Source organism: Bacillus sp. ILBB4 (genome assembly GCF_035064545.1).
Taxonomy (GTDB): domain Bacteria; phylum Bacillota; class Bacilli; order Bacillales; family Bacillaceae_H; genus Priestia.
Map to the genome: position 1 here is coordinate 1 of NZ_JAIQVD010000012.1, position 16438 is coordinate 16438.

Here is a 16438-nt window from a genome sequence, read left to right on the forward strand (position 1 = left end):
TGCAGTGATCGCATCTTCCACTAACTTTATCCGGAAATTCATCGTATTCATACACTTTATCAAGATCTATTTCTTGCTCATTTATTGCTTCCATGTTGATCACTCTTTTCTATTTAGCTTTCCTTAGACTAACGCAATTACATCCATAGAAAAGGATTATGTGAAAATTACTCTGGTTTTTCCACTAGTTGCATCTGGAAAATTTGAGTTTCTTGAATACCGGCTCTTTGGAGTTCCTGTTTAAAGGATTCTCCTTCTTTTAGTTTAATGATTCTCTTTGAACCGTCACGTAATGTGTATACTCTAAAATTGTACATGAATGTACCTCCACCAAAATAAATGCTTTCTGTACACAACCTCTTAAGGAACTAAGCCAAGCGAACGTCGATGAGCTCGCTTAATCTCATTTTATTCTTCAATTCAAATACTTCATCAATAAAAATAAATAAATCCCCCAGGGAATCAACAAATAGATACTGATTAAGTAATGGAGTAGTAATTCTTTAGATACTATGTAGCTACTGCAGTAGAGGATGAGTAGGTAGTGATGTAAGAGGTGCTCGTTTTTTATATGCTGGGGGTTGACCTAGTGGCCTATATTTTTTATGAAATGGACGAGAAATCGAAAGTTGTACCAACGACTAAAGTACAATGTAAGGAGAATCAGTGGCAGCAGCTTCTCGGGCCTGTTAAACAGACTACTTTCGATATAAAAACAGCTACAGAATCTTAAAAAAATTCTTGAATTACGACATTGAAGCAGTAATTTGCTACCACAGGGGAATTTTTAGAGGAGATGTAAGACCCCATATTTCAAAAATATTGAATGAACAATTTATATAAGTGTAAACAAACTTATATGTGAACTAGATCTGTATACGGTATACAGATCTAGTTCACATAATCACTTCTTTCGAAACCAAGCAAGTGAAAGAGTCCTTAATATGTTAGGCTGTTTTTGTTTATCATATATGCTTAATGATAACCATTTTGTCCATTTTGGCTGTTGCTCGTTTTGTGTTTTGGATGGCTTTTTTTATTTTGCTTCGTACTACTTCCACCTTTTTTTGTTTGCTTTGTCATTGTTTTAAACCTCCCTTTTACCTTGTTAGTATGCTCATATATACAAAGTAGTTTCATACCAATAATTACTTGGCTCGTATGCATCGCCAAGGTTTCACGTGCTAGGTATCCTACTGCAGTAGGTGATAAGTAAATGATAACGGAACATGTTCGCTTTTTTATATGCTAGGGATTGGACTATTAGCCTTTATTTTTCACAAGATGGGCGAAAAATCAAAGGATGTCCCACTGACTGAATCCAGCAAATTAGCGTCACCAATTGAAAGACGTTTATATAATGCGTTGGTGCTAAATGGCTATTTTGTCCAAACACAAGTAAAATGTGGCCCTTATCGAATTGACCTTGTAATAGGTAAGCTTGCGATTGAATGCGATGGAAAAGCGCCTCATTCTTTTCCATCGCAAAAGGCTCATGACCGAAAGAAAGATGCTTATTTGAGGAAACAAGGATATAAAGTAATGCGGATCAGTGCCAACAGTATTGTAAATCGTATGCCTGGAGTTTTAAAAAGAGTGAAAACAAGATTGAATTAAAAAAAGAGAAGACTCAGCCTTCTCTTTTTTAGAATTTTATTTTATAGACCGCCTTTATATTTCCCAGCATTTTTAGATGCTTTTTCTTTCTTGGCTTTATCTTTATGGATTTTGTTTGCTGCAGCACTTCCGAATTCATGGCTGAACTCAGAATTAATCACTGCTGAATCAAAACCTTTTTTATTTTTTTGATCAGCATCGTTCTTTTTTGTACGTTTTGCCATTTCCCTAACACCCCTTTTAAAAATTCAGTACCTATTTAGTGTAGGGCAAAAAAAGCATTTTATGAGAGATAGCATTTACTACAATCGCCTTATTTTTACACCTTGTAAAGAATATCCGTTCTTCTCGTTTGGATAAGTAATGATACAAAGTGATATAGGTAGGTTTAATTCGTATATTTTTATATTTATCGTTTCAACTTTCTCCATAAAGCCTTTTTTATTTATTGAATCTATTCATCATTGTTTGTACAGTTGCTGGTGCCATTTTATTTGCACGCCCTCTTGTCATTCCATAAGTCGTAACAGCTCCAACTCCTAAACCCAATAATGAAAACAGCATGCCCCTGTTATTACGTCTCTTCCCAAATATCCCTCTATTATTGCGTCCAAAATTAAATAAGGACGTTAACCAACGTAAGTTGTTCATTATGTGAATACCCCTTTAATATTTGTTTGAAAGAAAATGGTCTTCCAACGTCTTTATTCTTTGACAGCTTGACTTATCCATACTGGAAAAATGACACTGTTTTCATCCTCTAATTATTACCTGTTATAATTTTGAAAATAATGCTTATTTTAAGAGATGTACGATTATCACAAGAAAACAGTTATATTAGAGGTGATTATTTTGATTAACAAATGGATAGCTGTATCTGGTGGAATGATTCTTGGTGTGTTATCAACTGGAATCTTCGGTTTCAAAGGGTTTTCCCAACTTTTTAATAAAGATACGGGATCAGGAGGATCGTCTCGATAACTTGACTTTTCCTCTTAATGAGTATGTGGCTATTCAAATCTTGCAGCTAAATCTATAAAAACAAAATTTAGTACGCTTTTTACTTCTCTACAAAAGGAAAAAAATATAATTTGATAAACCCTACTATTCCTAGTAACTAAAAAAGGAAACCCGTTGAATGAACAAGGGTTTCTCTTTTTTAGCAAATAGTGAATCGGTTTGTTGCACTCAATCAATCTAATTTAACGAGCGTTAGGAAATACTCTTCGAACGGTTTCAGTAAACTCTTCAAATAACCCTCTTACTGGAGCGCCCTCATTAATTCTATTTCCGTAATCCTCCATACGGTTCACGAAATCAGGATTGGATGATACAAATACATCCCGAATATCCCAATCTGTAGCTCTTACTTGATCTGCAATCTTCTTTTCTAAACGATCGGTTACTTCTCCTTTTGCCCCATTCTTTAAAACAACAGCCACGTAAGCATTTCGGTTTGTAACAATCACATTTGCATTGTCTACTTCGTCTAGTTTAGCAATGCGATCTGCAGCTTTATCAGCTACCTCTAGTCGTGTCTGATTATTATTATCTACATTATTATTCTGGGTTCCATCGGGTTGGAATCCCACATCTCGTGGTCCATTGTTGCGATCATTTTCTGCCTTTTGTTCAGAAGGCTCTTCAGTTGGATCGGGCTCAGCTTCATCCTTTTTATCATTACAACCGAAAAGGAATCCTACAGATAAAATTGTGAATAGAAGGCCCAATAAATATTTTCTTTTTTTCATCTTGTCTTACTCCTTTCATTTTAAGATAACATTTCTGCCGTTATTATCCGTTTAAAGAAAGGAGACTATACGGGCCTTTTTATATGCTGTTCAACTATCGCTATCCGTTTTTGAATCAAGATGTATGGGTCACTTGGTTAACACCCTATGTAGTCAGCTTGATACGTCGAATCAAAAATGGTGAACAGAAGAATGAAAACTGAACCATCTTCTCGAGCGTAAATATAAAACACTTACATAAAATGGGTGAACGTAAAAAGTATAAGAATATTTTTCTTTGTCATCCTATAATGGTAAGTTACTAAATTTTTGGAGGAATCATTCATGACAGTAATCAATCAAGTTAAACAAACGCTAGCTGGGTTAAAAAGCGCACAAGCAAGCTTTGAAGGTTTTGCTTTAGCAACTGATAATCAACAAGCAAAGCAACTGTATCAAGATGCTGCTCAACAAACTCAAGCAATTGTTGACAGCCTTTCTCCACGCGTTCAACAAATTGAACAAGAAGAGCCTCAATACAAACAATAAGAACATGAAAAAAGGCTGAGCCATTAACCAGCCTTTTTTTAGAATTTTAATTCTTAAGTAGAAACGGACAGGTGATTTCATGAAAGGAAAGATAAGGAGATTAAATCATTTTCTTTTTTTAGCCATGATTACTGTATATATATCCGGATGTACTGGGCAACAGAATCAGTCAGCTAATGGCAATAATGATACAACTATCGTCAAAGTACATACAAGAAAGCCCATTGATCAAACAGTTGCCAATCAAGCAAAAGAAAAGGTTATAAAAGAGGAAGAAGTTTCGGCTGTGAAAGCTGTGAATACAGATAAAGAGCTGTTAATGGCAATAAAAGTGGATCAATTTCATCGCTTTCAATTAAAAAAAATTAAAAAGAACGTGAAAACAGACATAGAAAAAGCATATCCCGATTATAAAGTCTTGATTTCAACTGATCAAAAAATCTACTGGGAGTTGGAACAATTAGAAGAAAAACTGCAAAAAGATAAAACAAAGAAAAAAATATTAAATAAAGAATTCAACAACATTAAAAACCTTATGAAAGAAAAAGCATGATGAAAGAGGTATAGATATGTCAAATAATCAAAAGAAACAATTAACACCTGTTCAACAGGAATACCAAGACCTTGAAAAACAAAAAGAAACAAAGAGACCAGTAGTTAAAAATTGTATCAAAGCTTTTTTAACAGGCGGAATCATTTGTCTTATTGGTCAAGCCATTCAACTATTTTATATTTATTATTTTGATTTTACGGATCAAACGGCTGGCAATCCCACAGTAGGAACTTTGATTTTTATCTCTATGCTTCTGACAGGTTTCGGTGTTTATGATCGAATTGCTCAATTTGGTGGAGCCGGTTCTGCCGTTCCGGTTACTGGCTTCGGAAACGCTGTTATATCAGCATGTATTGAACATCGAACGGAAGGTTTTGTCTTAGGTGTAGGTGGCAATATGTTTAAGTTAGCTGGCTCTGTCATTTTATTTGGTACCTTTTCGGCATTTGTCATTGCGACCATTAAAACGATTCTCATACAGTGGGGTGGCTTGTAATGCTTACTGGACATCGTACATGGGTCTTTGATCAAAAACCTGTCATTGTCTCTACTGGAACGGTCGGGGGACCTTTTGAAGCAAATGGAGCGCTTGCTAATGATTTTGATTTGCTCCATTCCGATTTATGGCTGGGCCAAGACTCGTATGAAAAAGCTCATAAAGTTCTTTTAGAAGAAGCGAGTCAAAAAGCCATCGAAAAAGCAGGACTTCAAAAAGAACAAATTCAATTTTTCCTTGGAGGAGATCTACTTAATCAAATTACGCCTACTAGCTTTGCTTGCCGAACACTTGGTACACCCTATCTAGGTTTGTTTGGTGCCTGTTCTACCTCGATGGAAGGACTAGCTCTTGGTGCCTATCTAGTTAACACAAAAGGAGCTAACTATTTGCTAACGGGTGCTTCAAGTCACAACACAGCTGTCGAAAAACAGTTTCGTTATCCTACCGAATACGGAGGGCAAAAACCCCCTACTGCTCAATGGACGGTGACAGGTGCTGGTGTTGCTTTGCTAAGTGGTTCTGGAGATGGACCTTGTGTCACATCTGCTACGATTGGTCGTGTGATCGATATGGGAATGACGGATCCATTTAATATGGGAGGAGCAATGGCTCCGGCGGCTGTTGATACTATTGAAGCACATCTTACCGAGCGAAATCTTGATCCATCTTATTATGATTTGATTGTAACAGGTGATCTTGGTCAAATTGGACGAGAAGTCTCACTGGACTTATTTAAAAAACATGGAATTCCAATACTTGAAGAACAATATCAGGATTGTGGACTCATGATTTACCGAGAAGGACAGCCGGTTCTATCCGGTGCTAGTGGGCCAGGATGTTCAGCAACGGTTGTATATGGCCATCTATTAAATCGAATGAAAAAAGGCGAATTTAAACGAATATTAGTGGTAGCAACAGGTGCTTTATTATCACCATTAAGTTTTCAGCAAAGTGAAACCATTCCCTGTATCGCCCATGCGGTATCAATTGAATATAGAGGTGAATAATAGTTATGATTTTCTTTTGGGCTTTTGTTGTAGGCGGTTTGATCTGCGTGATTGGGCAAATTATGTTTGATGTATTTAAACTTACACCCGCACATACCTTAAGTACGTTTGTGGTGATTGGAGCTCTTCTAGATGGATTTGGGTTATACGAACCTTTTATTGATTTTGCAGGAGCAGGAGCGACCATTCCTATTACAAGTTTCGGGAATTCTCTCGTTCATGGCGCAATGGCTGAAGCAGAAAAACATGGGTTAGTGGGTGTGATTTCAGGGATGTTTGAAGTAACAAGTGCCGGAATATCAGCTGCCATTATTTTTGGAATGATTGGCGCCATATTTTTTAAACCAAAAGGATAAGGAGAATGTAAAATGACCATTGCATCAGATGTAAAACAATGTCTTGCCAGTCTTAAAGGAGTAGAAGCTGGTTTATCCAATTTAGCATTACGAACTCAAGATAATCAATCGAAACATACTTTGCACGAAACCATGAGTGTCGTGAATGAAATCGTAACAGATTTAAAAAAGCGAGTAGGAGAATTAGAGCGAGAAGAAGCCCAATATAAAGGTTTTTAAGACGAAAAGTTCTTTTCTAATTTTATAGGAGGTGTAAAAGATGCCAGATTGGTTAATTGTAATTTTACGGTCTTTATTGTTTTTAGTTGTTCTTTTTGCCATTACAAAATGGTTAGGTAAAAAACAAATATCCGAGCTTTCCTTCTTTGAGTATGTCACCGGTATTACCATTGGAAATATAGGTGCAGAAATGGCTACGGGGATTGAGAAAAGTATTGCTAATGGGATACTTAGTATCGTGACCTTTGCTTTAATCCCCTTTTTAGCAGGCATCATTTCTTTAAAAAATAAACCCTTTCGTGACTTTATAGAAGGGAAAGGAACGGTTTTCATCAAAGATGGAAAAATTATGGAAGATAATTTAAAAAAGGAAAAGTACACAACGGATGAGTTATTAGAGTTACTTCGAAAGAAAAATGTCTATCAGGCGGCTGATGTGGAATTTGCGGTATTAGAGGCAACCGGTGATTTCAATGTATTGTTAAAGAAAGAAAATCAACCGTTAACAGCAAAAGATTTAGGGGTGGCTGTTGCTCCAAGTAAGGAACCTCAGACAGTTATTATGGATGGAAAGATATTGGATGAACCACTATCGACAATCGGTCAAAGCAGAAGGTGGTTACACACTGAACTAGAAAAACTAGGGGTTACCATTGAAAATGTCTTTCTTGGGCAGATAGATTCTTACGGGCAATTAACTGTTGACCTTTTTGATGATAAACTTCAAGTTCCATCTCCTCAAGAAAAACCTTTATTACTTTCAACCATGAAAAAATGTCAGGCAGACTTAGAATTGTTTGCGCTTGGAACAGAAGCAGAAAAAGCGAAACATATGTATAGTAAAAACAGTCAAAAGCTACAAGAAGTCATTGATAAAGTGACCCCCCTTTTAAGAAACTAATGGAATTTGCTGATAATAAAGATGTTGAATTACCAATAAAGTCATGTAATTTTTCACGTTTAACAGTGTATTTATCCGAATGAGTATTAAAATTACGGATTTCAATTTTATGATAAGGTTAACCAGACTTTCTGGTTGGCCATTTTTACTTTGCAGAATCTATTCTATAATTTTACCTTACCATTTTACTCACACATATTTTTTTACATAATAATGACAAAAAAGGAAATAATGATATATTGGGTTAACCTTTAACAGGTGATAAACCTCTAATAATTTCAATTAATTATGGTGGGAAAAATATAAAAATCACCTTTATGACATCGTATACGTAAAAAACCCCCTGATGGAAATGAAACTGTACATACTATTTTAGTGAATGTGGAGGTAAACTGGTTATGCCAAGCTGGATAGAAGTTATTATTCGTTCTGTTCTTATTATATTAGGATTATTCTTTATCACAAAAATATTAGGGAAAAAGCAATTATCGAAGTTATCTTTTTTTGAATACATAGTAGGAATTACAGTTGGCGACATTGCTGGAACAATTTCGATGGATCTTGAATTAAATGCTGTGAATGGAGTCACCTCAATCTTGGTCTGGTCATTGTTCCCAATCATTATTTCGTATGTTTCCTTAAAAAGCATAGTTTTTCGAAAAGTAGTTGAGGGTACGCCAACTACTTTTATAAAGGATGGAAAGATTTTAGAAGAAAACTTAAAGCGTGAGAAATATACAATAGATGAATTAATGGAACAGTTAAGAAAAAAAGATGTTTTTCACGTTAACGACGTAGAATTTGCAACGCTTGAAACAAATGGGGAATTTAGCATTTTATTAAAAAAAGAAAAACAGCCTGTGAGATGGGGAGACCTTTTTGGAGCTGGCCAAAAGGTAAAATTACCACAAACCATTATTATAGATGGGAATTTTATAAAAGAAGCTATTTATGAAATGGGCTATAGCTTAGAATGGCTTAAAACTCAACTTCAACAACGAGAATCGACTGTGGAAGAAGTTTTTTTTGGTCAAGTCGATCATTTAGGTAATCTGTATCTAGATTATTACAAGGACCGTTTTATCGAAAAAGGGAAAAATAATTCAGAAAGTTAGAAAGTAGACCTAGAATTTCCAAAGACTCTACTCCTTTTTACACCAGAACCTTATTATGTTACGCAAAATATTATAAAGGATAAAAAAAAGTAGCTGACTAATCCAACTACTCTTTAATCAAGATTTCTATTTTGTTGGGTTAATGTCTTAGAGGTAGAAGTAGGTTTAGGCTCTTTACCAAGTCTAGGTTTCCAATTTCCTAACTTGTTTTTCAAGTAATCCTTTAAAAAATCACGTTTCTTTCTGCGTCTTTTATTCCTGTTTTTCATAAGGAATTACCACCTTTACGTCATTCAATAGATTCAATTTTTCCGTATATAACTATGCTAAGAAATTCACTATTTATGCTAAATCTATAACTGGTAAGTAATTCCCCAGGGAATCAACAAATTGGATGAATCCCTTTTTGTAGTATGTAAGATAAACTTGTTTATTTGTATATAAGGCTTCAATTAAGGTGAAATTAATCTGTTCCATTTGCTCTTCTGTTAAAAGAGGTTGAGCTACCTCTAGTTGCTTGTTAATGACTTCCTGTAATCCTATGTATTGCTCTGGCATACTGGCGAATGGGCGCCATTTTTTCATATTATCATCCTCCTTATTTTTTATGACCTCCAAGTAAGCCATTTCGATAACGAGCTGTTGAATGCTCAAGATGGCTTGATGCTCGCAGCAAACTATTCTTTCCATAACGCATCCGGATCTCATCAATCGTTTTAGCAAGAGCATAGGCTCTTTCACGCTGATCGATATCCTCAAATAAGCTCATTTGCTCCTCTTCTTCAATGCTAGTATTTGATAATGAAATTCCAATGGAGCGAATCGGCATTCCATTATCAAAATTATGTAAAATGGTTAAACAATAAGGGGAAATATCTTGACTTAAGTTCGAAGCTCGCCCCATTTTCTTTTGTCTAGAGAAACCTCCACCTGTTTGTTGTAGCCAATCGACAAATGGATAGTTTGAGCCACCACTTGATGCATGCGTAAACGAAAACAAACATCGTCCAATAGCTCCAATAGTAATAGTTCCACTTCTTTTCGGCTTGTATAATCTCGAAAGAGAATCTGACTTTTCCCAAAGGAACGGGAACTTTCTGCTTGTATTAATGCGGTAGCGCTACTGAACTAGATACTGATTAGGTAATGGAGTTATGATTCTTTAGATACTATGTAGCTATTGCAGTAAGCTTGCCTGTCCAGTCAAAAAATAAAAAAGAACCCTTACCGCAGTAAGTAAGGGGTAGCTGATTATGTAAGAAGTAATGGGTTTTTATATGCTGGGGGTTGGCCTAGTGGCTTATATTTTTCATAAAATGGACGAGAGATCGAAAGATGTCCCAACGTCTAAAGTAGAACGTAAGGAGAATCAGCGAGAGGTTGGTAAATCAGATGCCTCAAGTTTTAAAAAGAGTGAAAACCAGATTGAATTAAAAAAAGAGAAGGGAAACCCTTCTCTTTTTCAACTGAATTCTTCAGGTAATGCGTTAATACATTAATTAAGACTTTGAATAAGCTTCCACCTGTTAACTCATCTTAACAATGTAACTAAATTTGAAGGGAGATCCAAAAATGAGTCAGAAACGCGATAAAGGCAATAGTCAGAAGGGCAAACCAAATAGCAATACAGTAGATCCAGTAATCGCAGCAGAAGACGTGGAAAAAGCAATTTTTCCAACCAATAAGCCTCCTGGCAACGCAAAACCTTGAAAGAGAATTAGAGCTGGATTGTTAGCTGCCTGTTTGGCAGCTTTTTCATTAAGAAAAGACCTTGATTATATTACCACTCATCTTCTGAAAAAGTGTTGATTATGGTATGTTCAGTTTCATCTACTTCTGATTTTTTTATCAACTGAATTTGATTTCTGTCAGGAAATGACTCTAATTTTAAATAGTAGGTCTCTTCACTACTATACACTCTGCCATGCACATGTTCTGTTAGTTGCCCACTATAAATATAAGAGCTATCTTTCCAACGATAAATATCTACAATAAAACTTGCATCACTAGTTCTTTTGGAATCTTTTTCATCAGCGTCACCTGGGTTTAATTCTGATGGAACAGTAACATTAGATTGATCTATATCCCCTTTCCACTCTAACTTCAATTTTCTATCAGTGTCATTTATTAGTTTTAAATAATGTTGCGGACGTGGTACATCGGTTTTACTTTCTTCAGATGTTAACATTTGATCACCCCTGTTAAAGCTTTATAGTTATATACTTTCCATTAAGAAAAAAATTACTTTACTTTTTGGTGCTTATAAAATTTTATTAGTGGGAAAAGAAAATCGGAATATTATCCATAAGGAATATCTATAACAGGAAAATCATTTTGTCTTATACTACCTCTTATATTTTTTTACTCAAATCAAACAATATATTTGGGAGGTTTTTTTATGCGAGAATCTGGTGTCAATGAACCATTAGATAGTAAAAAACATTATTTAGGAAGGTTCGACAATGATTATGCAAAGCATTTACACTTAAATAATCCAACCTCTACTAACATGCACGAGTTAGAACGTTTAAACGAAATAACTAATACGAAAAACATATTAAGTAATATACAAGAAAATATAGACAATGATCGTGAATAACAGAGGTGTATATGATGTCAGATGTAAGAAGTGACCTAACAGAGTATATGTATGACCCTTTCACTATACAAGGACTTGAACTTAGTATATCTAAAGAAGACGAAAGCACTGAGCGACTTATAAGTCGTGCAGGGTTAAGTGCCTCTAGTTTCAAAATAAATATGAGTAGAGAAAATTTTGACCAGTATATTTATTGATAAGAAGCTTCCACGGCTTCTTACCTCATAAAAAGAACCTTCTGTTTAATATAGCAGAAGGTTCTCTCTAATTATTTTTTCTACATAAACTATCCATATACCAATCATAGAAGGGCCTTAAAGAAATGCAGAGACAAACACTAATTTTTAATGTAGATGATACGCTTGTTCACTGTAATAAATTAGAGATACAATAAAAAACTTTGTTGCCCAATTACAGGAATGGTTCCGTACACTTAAATTTCAAGAACTAAGCAAAACGAACATTAATTAGTTCACTTAACCTCATTTTGTTCTTTAATTCAAATACTTCATCGATAAAAACAAACAAATTCCCCAGGGAATCAACAAATTGTATGAATCCTGTTTCGGTTATACGTTGCCCGTTCTTATAATATGTAAGGTATACTTGTTGATTTGTATGTAAGGCTTCAATCAATGTGAAATTGATTTGTTCCATTTGCTCTTCTGTTAAAAGAGGTTGAGGTACTTCTGCTTGCTTGTTTATAACTTCCTGTAATCCTGTGTATTGCTCTGGCATACTGGCGAATGGACGCCATTTTTTCATTCCTCGATGTTCCATATTATCATCCTCCTTTATGATTTATGGCCTCCTATAAGGCCGTTTCGATATCGAGCTGTTGAATAATCCAGATAGCTTGAAGCCCGTAGAACACTATTCTTTCCATAACGCATACGAATTTCATCAATTGTTTTCGCAAGAGCATAGGCTCTTTCACGCTGATTGATATCCTCAAATAAGCTCATTTGCTCCTCTTCTTCAATGCTTGTGTTGGATAAGGAAATCCTAATGGAGCGAATCGGCATTCCGTTATCATGTGTATGTAGGATGGTTAAGCAATAAGGAAAAATATCTTGGCTTAAGTTTGAAGCTCGCCCCATTTTCTTTTGTCTTGAGAAGCCTCCACCTGTTTGTTTGCTGTAGCCAATCGATAAATGGATAGTTTGAGCCACCACTTGATGCATGCGTAAACGAAAACAAACATCGTCCAATAGCTCCAATAGCAATAATTCCACTTCTTTTCGGCTTGTATAATCTCGAAACAGAATTTGACTCTTTCCAAAGGAACGAGAACTAGGAATGTACACATCGGAAATACGACTAAAATCAATTCCATTTGCATGTTGATGGATTTCTTCTCCCAGGACACCAAATTCTTTTTGTAACATCTCCTTAGAAGAAAGAGCGAGTTCTTTTATGGTATAGATACCTAAACGGTTTAAGCGTCTTTCTGTAGCTGACGAGATCCCCCAGAAATCCTTCATTGGATGGATCGACCACAACTTAAAGGGAATATCCTCATATCGCCAATAAGCAACCCCTGTTGGGCTGTACTTCGCTTCATGATCTAAGCTGACTTTAGCCAGTAAGAGATTCGGACCGATTCCCGCGGTAGCTGTCAGTCTTGTTTTGCGATAGATCTCACTGAGTATTTGATGAGCTAGCTCCTCTGGTGTTCGAGCAAATAGATGCAAAGAAGCTGTGGCATCAATAAACAACTCATCAATGCTATAGGCATGAAAGTCTTCAGGAGCAACATACTGTAACACCAAACTAGAAATATAGTTCGAAGCCTTGATATATCTCTCCATTGATGGATTCACCACATGGATATCTTTCCTTTTAGGAATTTCAAAGAGGCGACTTCCTGTTTTGATCCCTTCTTTCTTTAATAAAGGTGTGGCAGCTAACACAACAGATCCCGACCGTTTGATATCTCCTACAACCGCAAGCCTTGTTTTCAAAGGATTTAAACCCCGTATGACAGAGGAAACCGAAGCAAAGAACGCTTTCATGTCTATGCAAATAATGACTCTGTTTGGTAGCTGCCCATAATCCATTGGAATAACTCCTCAGTAAAGAACATTTGTTCTTTATTATATACGAACAAATGTTCTTTATTCAATGGAATATCATTCCTTTTCCCGATTATTGCTATTACTTACTTCTAACAAAAGGGAATGCTAGCAAGCCACCCCCCTTTTTTGTTTCTTTAATATGTGAAAAAAGTCGTATTATTTACCTTATATTAACTGTAAAATAATGAAAGAAACTCGTCGAGAAGAAGCCTTTGCCCAAGGAAATCACAACGTAATCTTAATAAGTACCCTCTAATTTCGATTAAATGTAACTTTATTAACAGGGACATCTATACTTTCTCAATAAAGTCATACCATAAAATTAAAAAGAGTTGTTCTAAGATCGGGATTGTTAATAGTTCAACAAATAAACAAAAAGCTAAAACCCTTATCAGTTAAGTAACGGGTTTTAGCTTTTAATGCATTATCTTATTTATAAATTGCCTACAGGTAGTAGAGACTCTTCTAAATTGAAAATAGAGGGTATTTTAATTATTTTTGATTTATTTATTACAGTGCTTTCTGGAATAATTTTATCATCACTAATCCAAATGGCTCTCATGCCTGCATTTATAGAACCTACAATATCATTACTCCATGAATCCCCAACATAAATTGCTTGCTCATAATTTACATTTAAATTATCTAAAGCATAATGAAATGCCTTAGGGTCAGGCTTTTCGTAGCCTATTTCATCTGATATAAAAATATGATCCCAACTTATGATATCGTTAAGTTTCATTTTTTTAATTTTTTGTTTCTGTTCATAAATTTTACCATTAGTTAATATGCCTATATCATAGTATTCTTTTATGGAAAGAAGCATGTTATTAATCTTTTCATCAGAAACAATACTATTTATTAAAAAATTAAAAAATTCCACAAAATAATTTTGAGATTCTTCTATACTAATTTTGATTTCAAAATCATTTAAAGTCTTAATCAACCTTTGTTGGCGCAATTCATCTAAAGAAATTAATTGTTGAAGATGAAGTTCCCATAATTCTTTATCGTATTTTCGATATAAATTTATAAAGGATTCATAGTTTAAATTCTTTGTTAGACTTGATGAATTAAAGATCTCTACATTAGCTTTTTCCCAATATGAATGAAAGGGTAATAAAGTGTTATCTAAATCGAATAATACTAATTTTCTCAAGATGTTCCTCCTTCCATAAACCGTTAGGATAGCTCCTTAGGACTCTATACTTTGGTAATTGCTTTTTATTTCTTCTTTAGATTGTTCATATTTAAGCCAGAGTATAGAAAATAGCATTAGTAATAACCCTATTATTTTAATAGTATTTGGGATTGGCCCCCAAATAACCCATGTCAGAATCATAGCTACAGGTAATTCTGTAGTAGTCAAAGTTCCCATAAGAACAGACGAAACTTTTTTTGCAGCATAGGACATTAGTTCGAATGTTAAAATTTGTCCAAGAATAGCAGCTATTAAACCATAAATAAAAGCATTCTTTGTAAATATAGACAGTTGATCCATTTCAAATATACAAAATACCCCTGCTATAATTGTAGCTATTAAAACAATAAAGACCTTGGTAATAGGATGTTCAGAAATTTTTTGTAAACTAAATAGGTAAGTCGCAAAAGATGCTCCGGCAGCTACTCCATATATTATGCCTACCATAGTTATGTTTTCCGTAGTTGTACTAATTAATAATATAGTTCCTATCCAAATTAGAATCACTGCTAAAACATTTTTTAAAATTACTTTTTCTTTATTAACCAAAATTCCAATTAAGAAAAGAATCCAAGGATACTGAAATAACCCTAGTGAGGCTACACTTGGATCAGTTAACTGAATAGATGAATAATAAAACAAACCTGTTAAAACTGTTGTAATTCCTGCTATCCAATTGTATGGATTAGCTATAATTGCTTTATGAATTACAGGGGTATTATCAGTTTTATTCTTAGATATTAAATATCTTCCACCAAACCATAATATAGCAAAAGCAAATTGATAAATTAATAAATCAAATGTAGTAACACCCTTATTATGGGCCATTTTAACAATAATAGAGTTTACCCCATAAATACTACCTGATAGTAATGCTACTGTAGCCCCTAGGTTATTAATTTTATTCATTTACTATTCATCCTACGTAATAAAGGCAAAGTAAACTCTGTAATACCCGAACCAAGCAATCTAGTTTCTTCAGAATCTATATCTATCCATTTATAAGAGTGGATTTCTGTGTCAGGAGCAGGTTCTCCTGACACTTCCGTTAGAAAAACTGTAATTGTTAAAGGTTCCGTTCCAAACATAGAAATTGTCTCGTGCGTTCCTAACAATTCAGTCGAAACGACTTCTAATTTTAATTCTTCGTGCAATTCTCTTGATAAAGTTTCTAACTTCGATTCATTATGTTCTGGTTTTCCACCAGGTAACATATATTGATCAGGATATTTTTTTTTACTAACCACTAAAAGTTTATTTTCTTTCACGATAGCTGCTGCTACTTTTGTTATCATAGAGTTAATACACTCCTTAAACTGTTAGAATTTCAGGATTATAACGAGTTCTTTCCACTACCTTTGCAGTATTAGTCAATAATTCCACGTGTTTGTGACAAATAGGCAATTTGTCTAATATGTACTCTTCAACTTGTTTTTCACTTGGTTCGCTAAATGCATCACCAAAAATTGATACACCCTCTAGAGATTTTGAAGATAATCCTAAAGTTAATAAAGCATATTTTACATCATCTTTGCTGCCGTAATTATAAATAGGAGATTCATATTCAATTCCATATTTTTTTTCAAAGTCTTTTAAAAGTTCAAGAGCGACCTCTTTTTGCTCTGCCAAATCTTCTTGGTAACCAACACAGCCATCTACAATTCGATCGATACCATTTTGAATACAATACACTGTTGCTGCTGCATGTATAGCTAATTTATCTCCTAATAGTACAAGGTTAATTCCCCAACGTCTAAAATCATCTTCTAAGTTTTCAATGGCTACACTTCTGAATAAACCATAAGTTGGTAAGTACGTTCTACCTACAATATTTTCTGGAAAACGTTCCATTAATTGCTCAACACGAATTTGTGATAATTCACTGCCAATACCGATACCACTATTACATGTTAATAAATGTACTTCATTACCTTGTAGCGCTTCTAAACTAGCTACTAAAGAAGAATCACGTCCACCAGTAAATAATACAGCAACTTTCTTTTTACTCATTAGA

The 16438-nt window shown here is 34.6% G+C and carries 30 protein-coding genes; 14 read left to right on the forward strand and 16 right to left on the reverse strand.

Going from position 1 to position 16438, the window contains the following annotated elements; all coding sequences use genetic code 11:
- Both LAV82_RS27280 and LAV82_RS27285 read right to left on the reverse strand, forming a co-directional pair.
- A partial coding sequence (locus LAV82_RS27280) for a DUF8096 family protein (protein ID WP_499717409.1) occupies positions 1-94 on the reverse strand: 94 nt, incomplete at its 3' end.
- Positions 95-167: 73 nt separating this feature from the next.
- Positions 168-317: a hypothetical protein gene (locus LAV82_RS27285; protein WP_170959627.1), complete on the reverse strand. Its 150-nt coding sequence runs from the start codon at positions 315-317 to the stop codon at positions 168-170.
- A 272-nt stretch (positions 318-589) separates the two neighbouring features.
- On the opposite strand from LAV82_RS27285, the gene LAV82_RS27290 reads away from it, so the two are divergent.
- Positions 590-733 carry a hypothetical protein gene (locus tag LAV82_RS27290; protein WP_499717349.1) on the forward strand — a complete coding sequence of 48 codons (144 nt, stop codon included), beginning with the start codon at positions 590-592 and terminating at the stop codon, positions 731-733.
- A gap of 512 nt (positions 734-1245) precedes the next feature.
- A complete protein-coding gene (locus LAV82_RS27295; RefSeq protein ID WP_240530847.1) occupies positions 1246-1617 on the forward strand; it encodes an endonuclease domain-containing protein in 372 nt (123 codons plus the stop codon).
- A gap of 41 nt (positions 1618-1658) precedes the next feature.
- Here the strand turns inward: LAV82_RS27295 and LAV82_RS27300 are convergent, their stop codons facing one another.
- Both LAV82_RS27300 and LAV82_RS27305 read right to left on the reverse strand, forming a co-directional pair.
- Positions 1659-1841 carry a hypothetical protein gene (locus tag LAV82_RS27300; protein WP_016766705.1) on the reverse strand — a complete coding sequence of 61 codons (183 nt, stop codon included), beginning with the start codon at positions 1839-1841 and terminating at the stop codon, positions 1659-1661.
- 217 nt (positions 1842-2058) lie between these two features.
- A complete protein-coding gene (locus LAV82_RS27305; protein WP_097812883.1) occupies positions 2059-2268 on the reverse strand; it encodes a hypothetical protein in 210 nt (69 codons plus the stop codon).
- 201 nt (positions 2269-2469) lie between these two features.
- Between LAV82_RS27305 and LAV82_RS27310 the strand changes: the two genes are divergently transcribed.
- A complete protein-coding gene (locus LAV82_RS27310; RefSeq protein ID WP_013056633.1) occupies positions 2470-2598 on the forward strand; it encodes a hypothetical protein in 129 nt (42 codons plus the stop codon).
- A gap of 221 nt (positions 2599-2819) precedes the next feature.
- Here LAV82_RS27310 and LAV82_RS27315 read toward each other — a convergent pair whose 3' ends face one another.
- Positions 2820-3368, reverse strand: a complete 549-nt coding sequence (locus LAV82_RS27315; protein ID WP_499717350.1) for a YhcN/YlaJ family sporulation lipoprotein — start codon at positions 3366-3368, stop codon at positions 2820-2822.
- A gap of 324 nt (positions 3369-3692) precedes the next feature.
- On the opposite strand from LAV82_RS27315, the gene LAV82_RS27320 reads away from it, so the two are divergent.
- The 8 genes from LAV82_RS27320 (at position 3693) to LAV82_RS27355 (ending at position 8546) form a co-directional block, all read left to right on the forward strand.
- On the forward strand, positions 3693-3896 hold the full coding sequence (locus LAV82_RS27320; protein ID WP_013056635.1) for a DUF1657 domain-containing protein: 204 nt from the start codon (positions 3693-3695) through the stop codon (positions 3894-3896).
- Between the two features lie 79 nt (positions 3897-3975).
- A complete protein-coding gene (locus LAV82_RS27325) occupies positions 3976-4449 on the forward strand; it encodes a YhcN/YlaJ family sporulation lipoprotein (protein WP_499717351.1) in 474 nt (157 codons plus the stop codon).
- 16 nt (positions 4450-4465) lie between these two features.
- A complete protein-coding gene (gene spoVAC, locus LAV82_RS27330) occupies positions 4466-4945 on the forward strand; it encodes a stage V sporulation protein AC (protein WP_057274877.1) in 480 nt (159 codons plus the stop codon).
- Entirely contained in the window at positions 4945-5955 is a 1011-nt protein-coding gene (gene spoVAD, locus LAV82_RS27335) for a stage V sporulation protein AD (RefSeq protein WP_499717352.1), read from the forward strand. The genes spoVAC and spoVAD overlap by 1 nt, the downstream gene beginning before the upstream one ends.
- Positions 5956-5960: 5 nt before the next feature.
- Complete coding sequence (gene spoVAE / locus LAV82_RS27340; RefSeq protein WP_025910774.1) at positions 5961-6311, forward strand: stage V sporulation protein AE; 351 nt, start codon at positions 5961-5963, stop codon at positions 6309-6311.
- 12 nt (positions 6312-6323) lie between these two features.
- Positions 6324-6530 carry a DUF1657 domain-containing protein gene (locus tag LAV82_RS27345; RefSeq protein ID WP_211080107.1) on the forward strand — a complete coding sequence of 69 codons (207 nt, stop codon included), beginning with the start codon at positions 6324-6326 and terminating at the stop codon, positions 6528-6530.
- A gap of 40 nt (positions 6531-6570) precedes the next feature.
- Positions 6571-7431, forward strand: a complete 861-nt coding sequence (locus LAV82_RS27350; protein WP_211080108.1) for a DUF421 domain-containing protein — start codon at positions 6571-6573, stop codon at positions 7429-7431.
- 398 nt (positions 7432-7829) lie between these two features.
- The gene (locus LAV82_RS27355) at positions 7830-8546 is read left to right on the forward strand and encodes a DUF421 domain-containing protein (RefSeq protein WP_209151482.1); all 717 of its coding nucleotides are present in this window, start codon (positions 7830-7832) and stop codon (positions 8544-8546) included.
- A gap of 113 nt (positions 8547-8659) precedes the next feature.
- Here the strand turns inward: LAV82_RS27355 and LAV82_RS27360 are convergent, their stop codons facing one another.
- The 4 genes from LAV82_RS27360 to LAV82_RS27375 all read right to left on the reverse strand — a co-directional run bounded on the left by LAV82_RS27360 (position 8660) and on the right by LAV82_RS27375 (position 9581).
- Complete coding sequence (locus tag LAV82_RS27360; RefSeq protein ID WP_162837693.1) at positions 8660-8815, reverse strand: hypothetical protein; 156 nt, start codon at positions 8813-8815, stop codon at positions 8660-8662.
- 73 nt (positions 8816-8888) lie between these two features.
- The gene (locus LAV82_RS27365) at positions 8889-9131 is read right to left on the reverse strand and encodes a YolD-like family protein (RefSeq protein WP_499717353.1); all 243 of its coding nucleotides are present in this window, start codon (positions 9129-9131) and stop codon (positions 8889-8891) included.
- A 13-nt stretch (positions 9132-9144) separates the two neighbouring features.
- Complete coding sequence (locus LAV82_RS27370) at positions 9145-9450, reverse strand: hypothetical protein (protein ID WP_499717354.1); 306 nt, start codon at positions 9448-9450, stop codon at positions 9145-9147.
- On the reverse strand, positions 9429-9581 hold the full coding sequence (locus LAV82_RS27375; RefSeq protein ID WP_499717355.1) for a DinB/UmuC family translesion DNA polymerase: 153 nt from the start codon (positions 9579-9581) through the stop codon (positions 9429-9431). The genes LAV82_RS27370 and LAV82_RS27375 overlap by 22 nt, the downstream gene beginning before the upstream one ends.
- Positions 9582-9841: 260 nt before the next feature.
- Here LAV82_RS27375 and LAV82_RS27380 point away from each other — a divergent pair, with 260 nt between their 5' ends.
- Positions 9842-10045, forward strand: a complete 204-nt coding sequence (locus LAV82_RS27380; RefSeq protein WP_499717356.1) for a hypothetical protein — start codon at positions 9842-9844, stop codon at positions 10043-10045.
- 73 nt (positions 10046-10118) lie between these two features.
- Positions 10119-10256, forward strand: coding sequence for a hypothetical protein (locus LAV82_RS27385; RefSeq protein ID WP_165351633.1), 138 nt, complete (start codon positions 10119-10121; stop codon positions 10254-10256).
- 70 nt (positions 10257-10326) lie between these two features.
- Here LAV82_RS27385 and LAV82_RS27390 read toward each other — a convergent pair whose 3' ends face one another.
- The gene (locus LAV82_RS27390) at positions 10327-10734 is read right to left on the reverse strand and encodes a hypothetical protein (RefSeq protein WP_215054625.1); all 408 of its coding nucleotides are present in this window, start codon (positions 10732-10734) and stop codon (positions 10327-10329) included.
- A gap of 210 nt (positions 10735-10944) precedes the next feature.
- Here LAV82_RS27390 and LAV82_RS27395 point away from each other — a divergent pair, with 210 nt between their 5' ends.
- On the forward strand, positions 10945-11145 hold the full coding sequence (locus LAV82_RS27395) for a hypothetical protein (protein ID WP_075422738.1): 201 nt from the start codon (positions 10945-10947) through the stop codon (positions 11143-11145).
- Positions 11146-11592: 447 nt separating this feature from the next.
- Here the strand turns inward: LAV82_RS27395 and LAV82_RS27400 are convergent, their stop codons facing one another.
- The 6 genes from LAV82_RS27400 to LAV82_RS27425 all read right to left on the reverse strand — a co-directional run bounded on the left by LAV82_RS27400 (position 11593) and on the right by LAV82_RS27425 (position 16434).
- Positions 11593-11925, reverse strand: a complete 333-nt coding sequence (locus LAV82_RS27400) for a YolD-like family protein (RefSeq protein ID WP_499717357.1) — start codon at positions 11923-11925, stop codon at positions 11593-11595.
- Between the two features lie 14 nt (positions 11926-11939).
- Positions 11940-13205 carry a Y-family DNA polymerase gene (locus tag LAV82_RS27405; protein WP_499717358.1) on the reverse strand — a complete coding sequence of 422 codons (1266 nt, stop codon included), beginning with the start codon at positions 13203-13205 and terminating at the stop codon, positions 11940-11942.
- A gap of 451 nt (positions 13206-13656) precedes the next feature.
- The gene (locus LAV82_RS27410; protein ID WP_499717359.1) at positions 13657-14382 is read right to left on the reverse strand and encodes an HAD family hydrolase; all 726 of its coding nucleotides are present in this window, start codon (positions 14380-14382) and stop codon (positions 13657-13659) included.
- A gap of 36 nt (positions 14383-14418) precedes the next feature.
- Positions 14419-15333, reverse strand: a complete 915-nt coding sequence (locus tag LAV82_RS27415) for a DMT family transporter (RefSeq protein WP_499717360.1) — start codon at positions 15331-15333, stop codon at positions 14419-14421.
- Positions 15330-15719, reverse strand: a complete 390-nt coding sequence (locus tag LAV82_RS27420) for an NUDIX hydrolase (protein ID WP_098279013.1) — start codon at positions 15717-15719, stop codon at positions 15330-15332. Before LAV82_RS27420 ends, LAV82_RS27415 begins: the two co-directional genes overlap by 4 nt.
- Before the next feature lie 16 nt (positions 15720-15735).
- Entirely contained in the window at positions 15736-16434 is a 699-nt protein-coding gene (locus tag LAV82_RS27425; RefSeq protein WP_499717361.1) for a hypothetical protein, read from the reverse strand.
- Between the last annotated feature and the right edge of the window lie 4 nt (positions 16435-16438).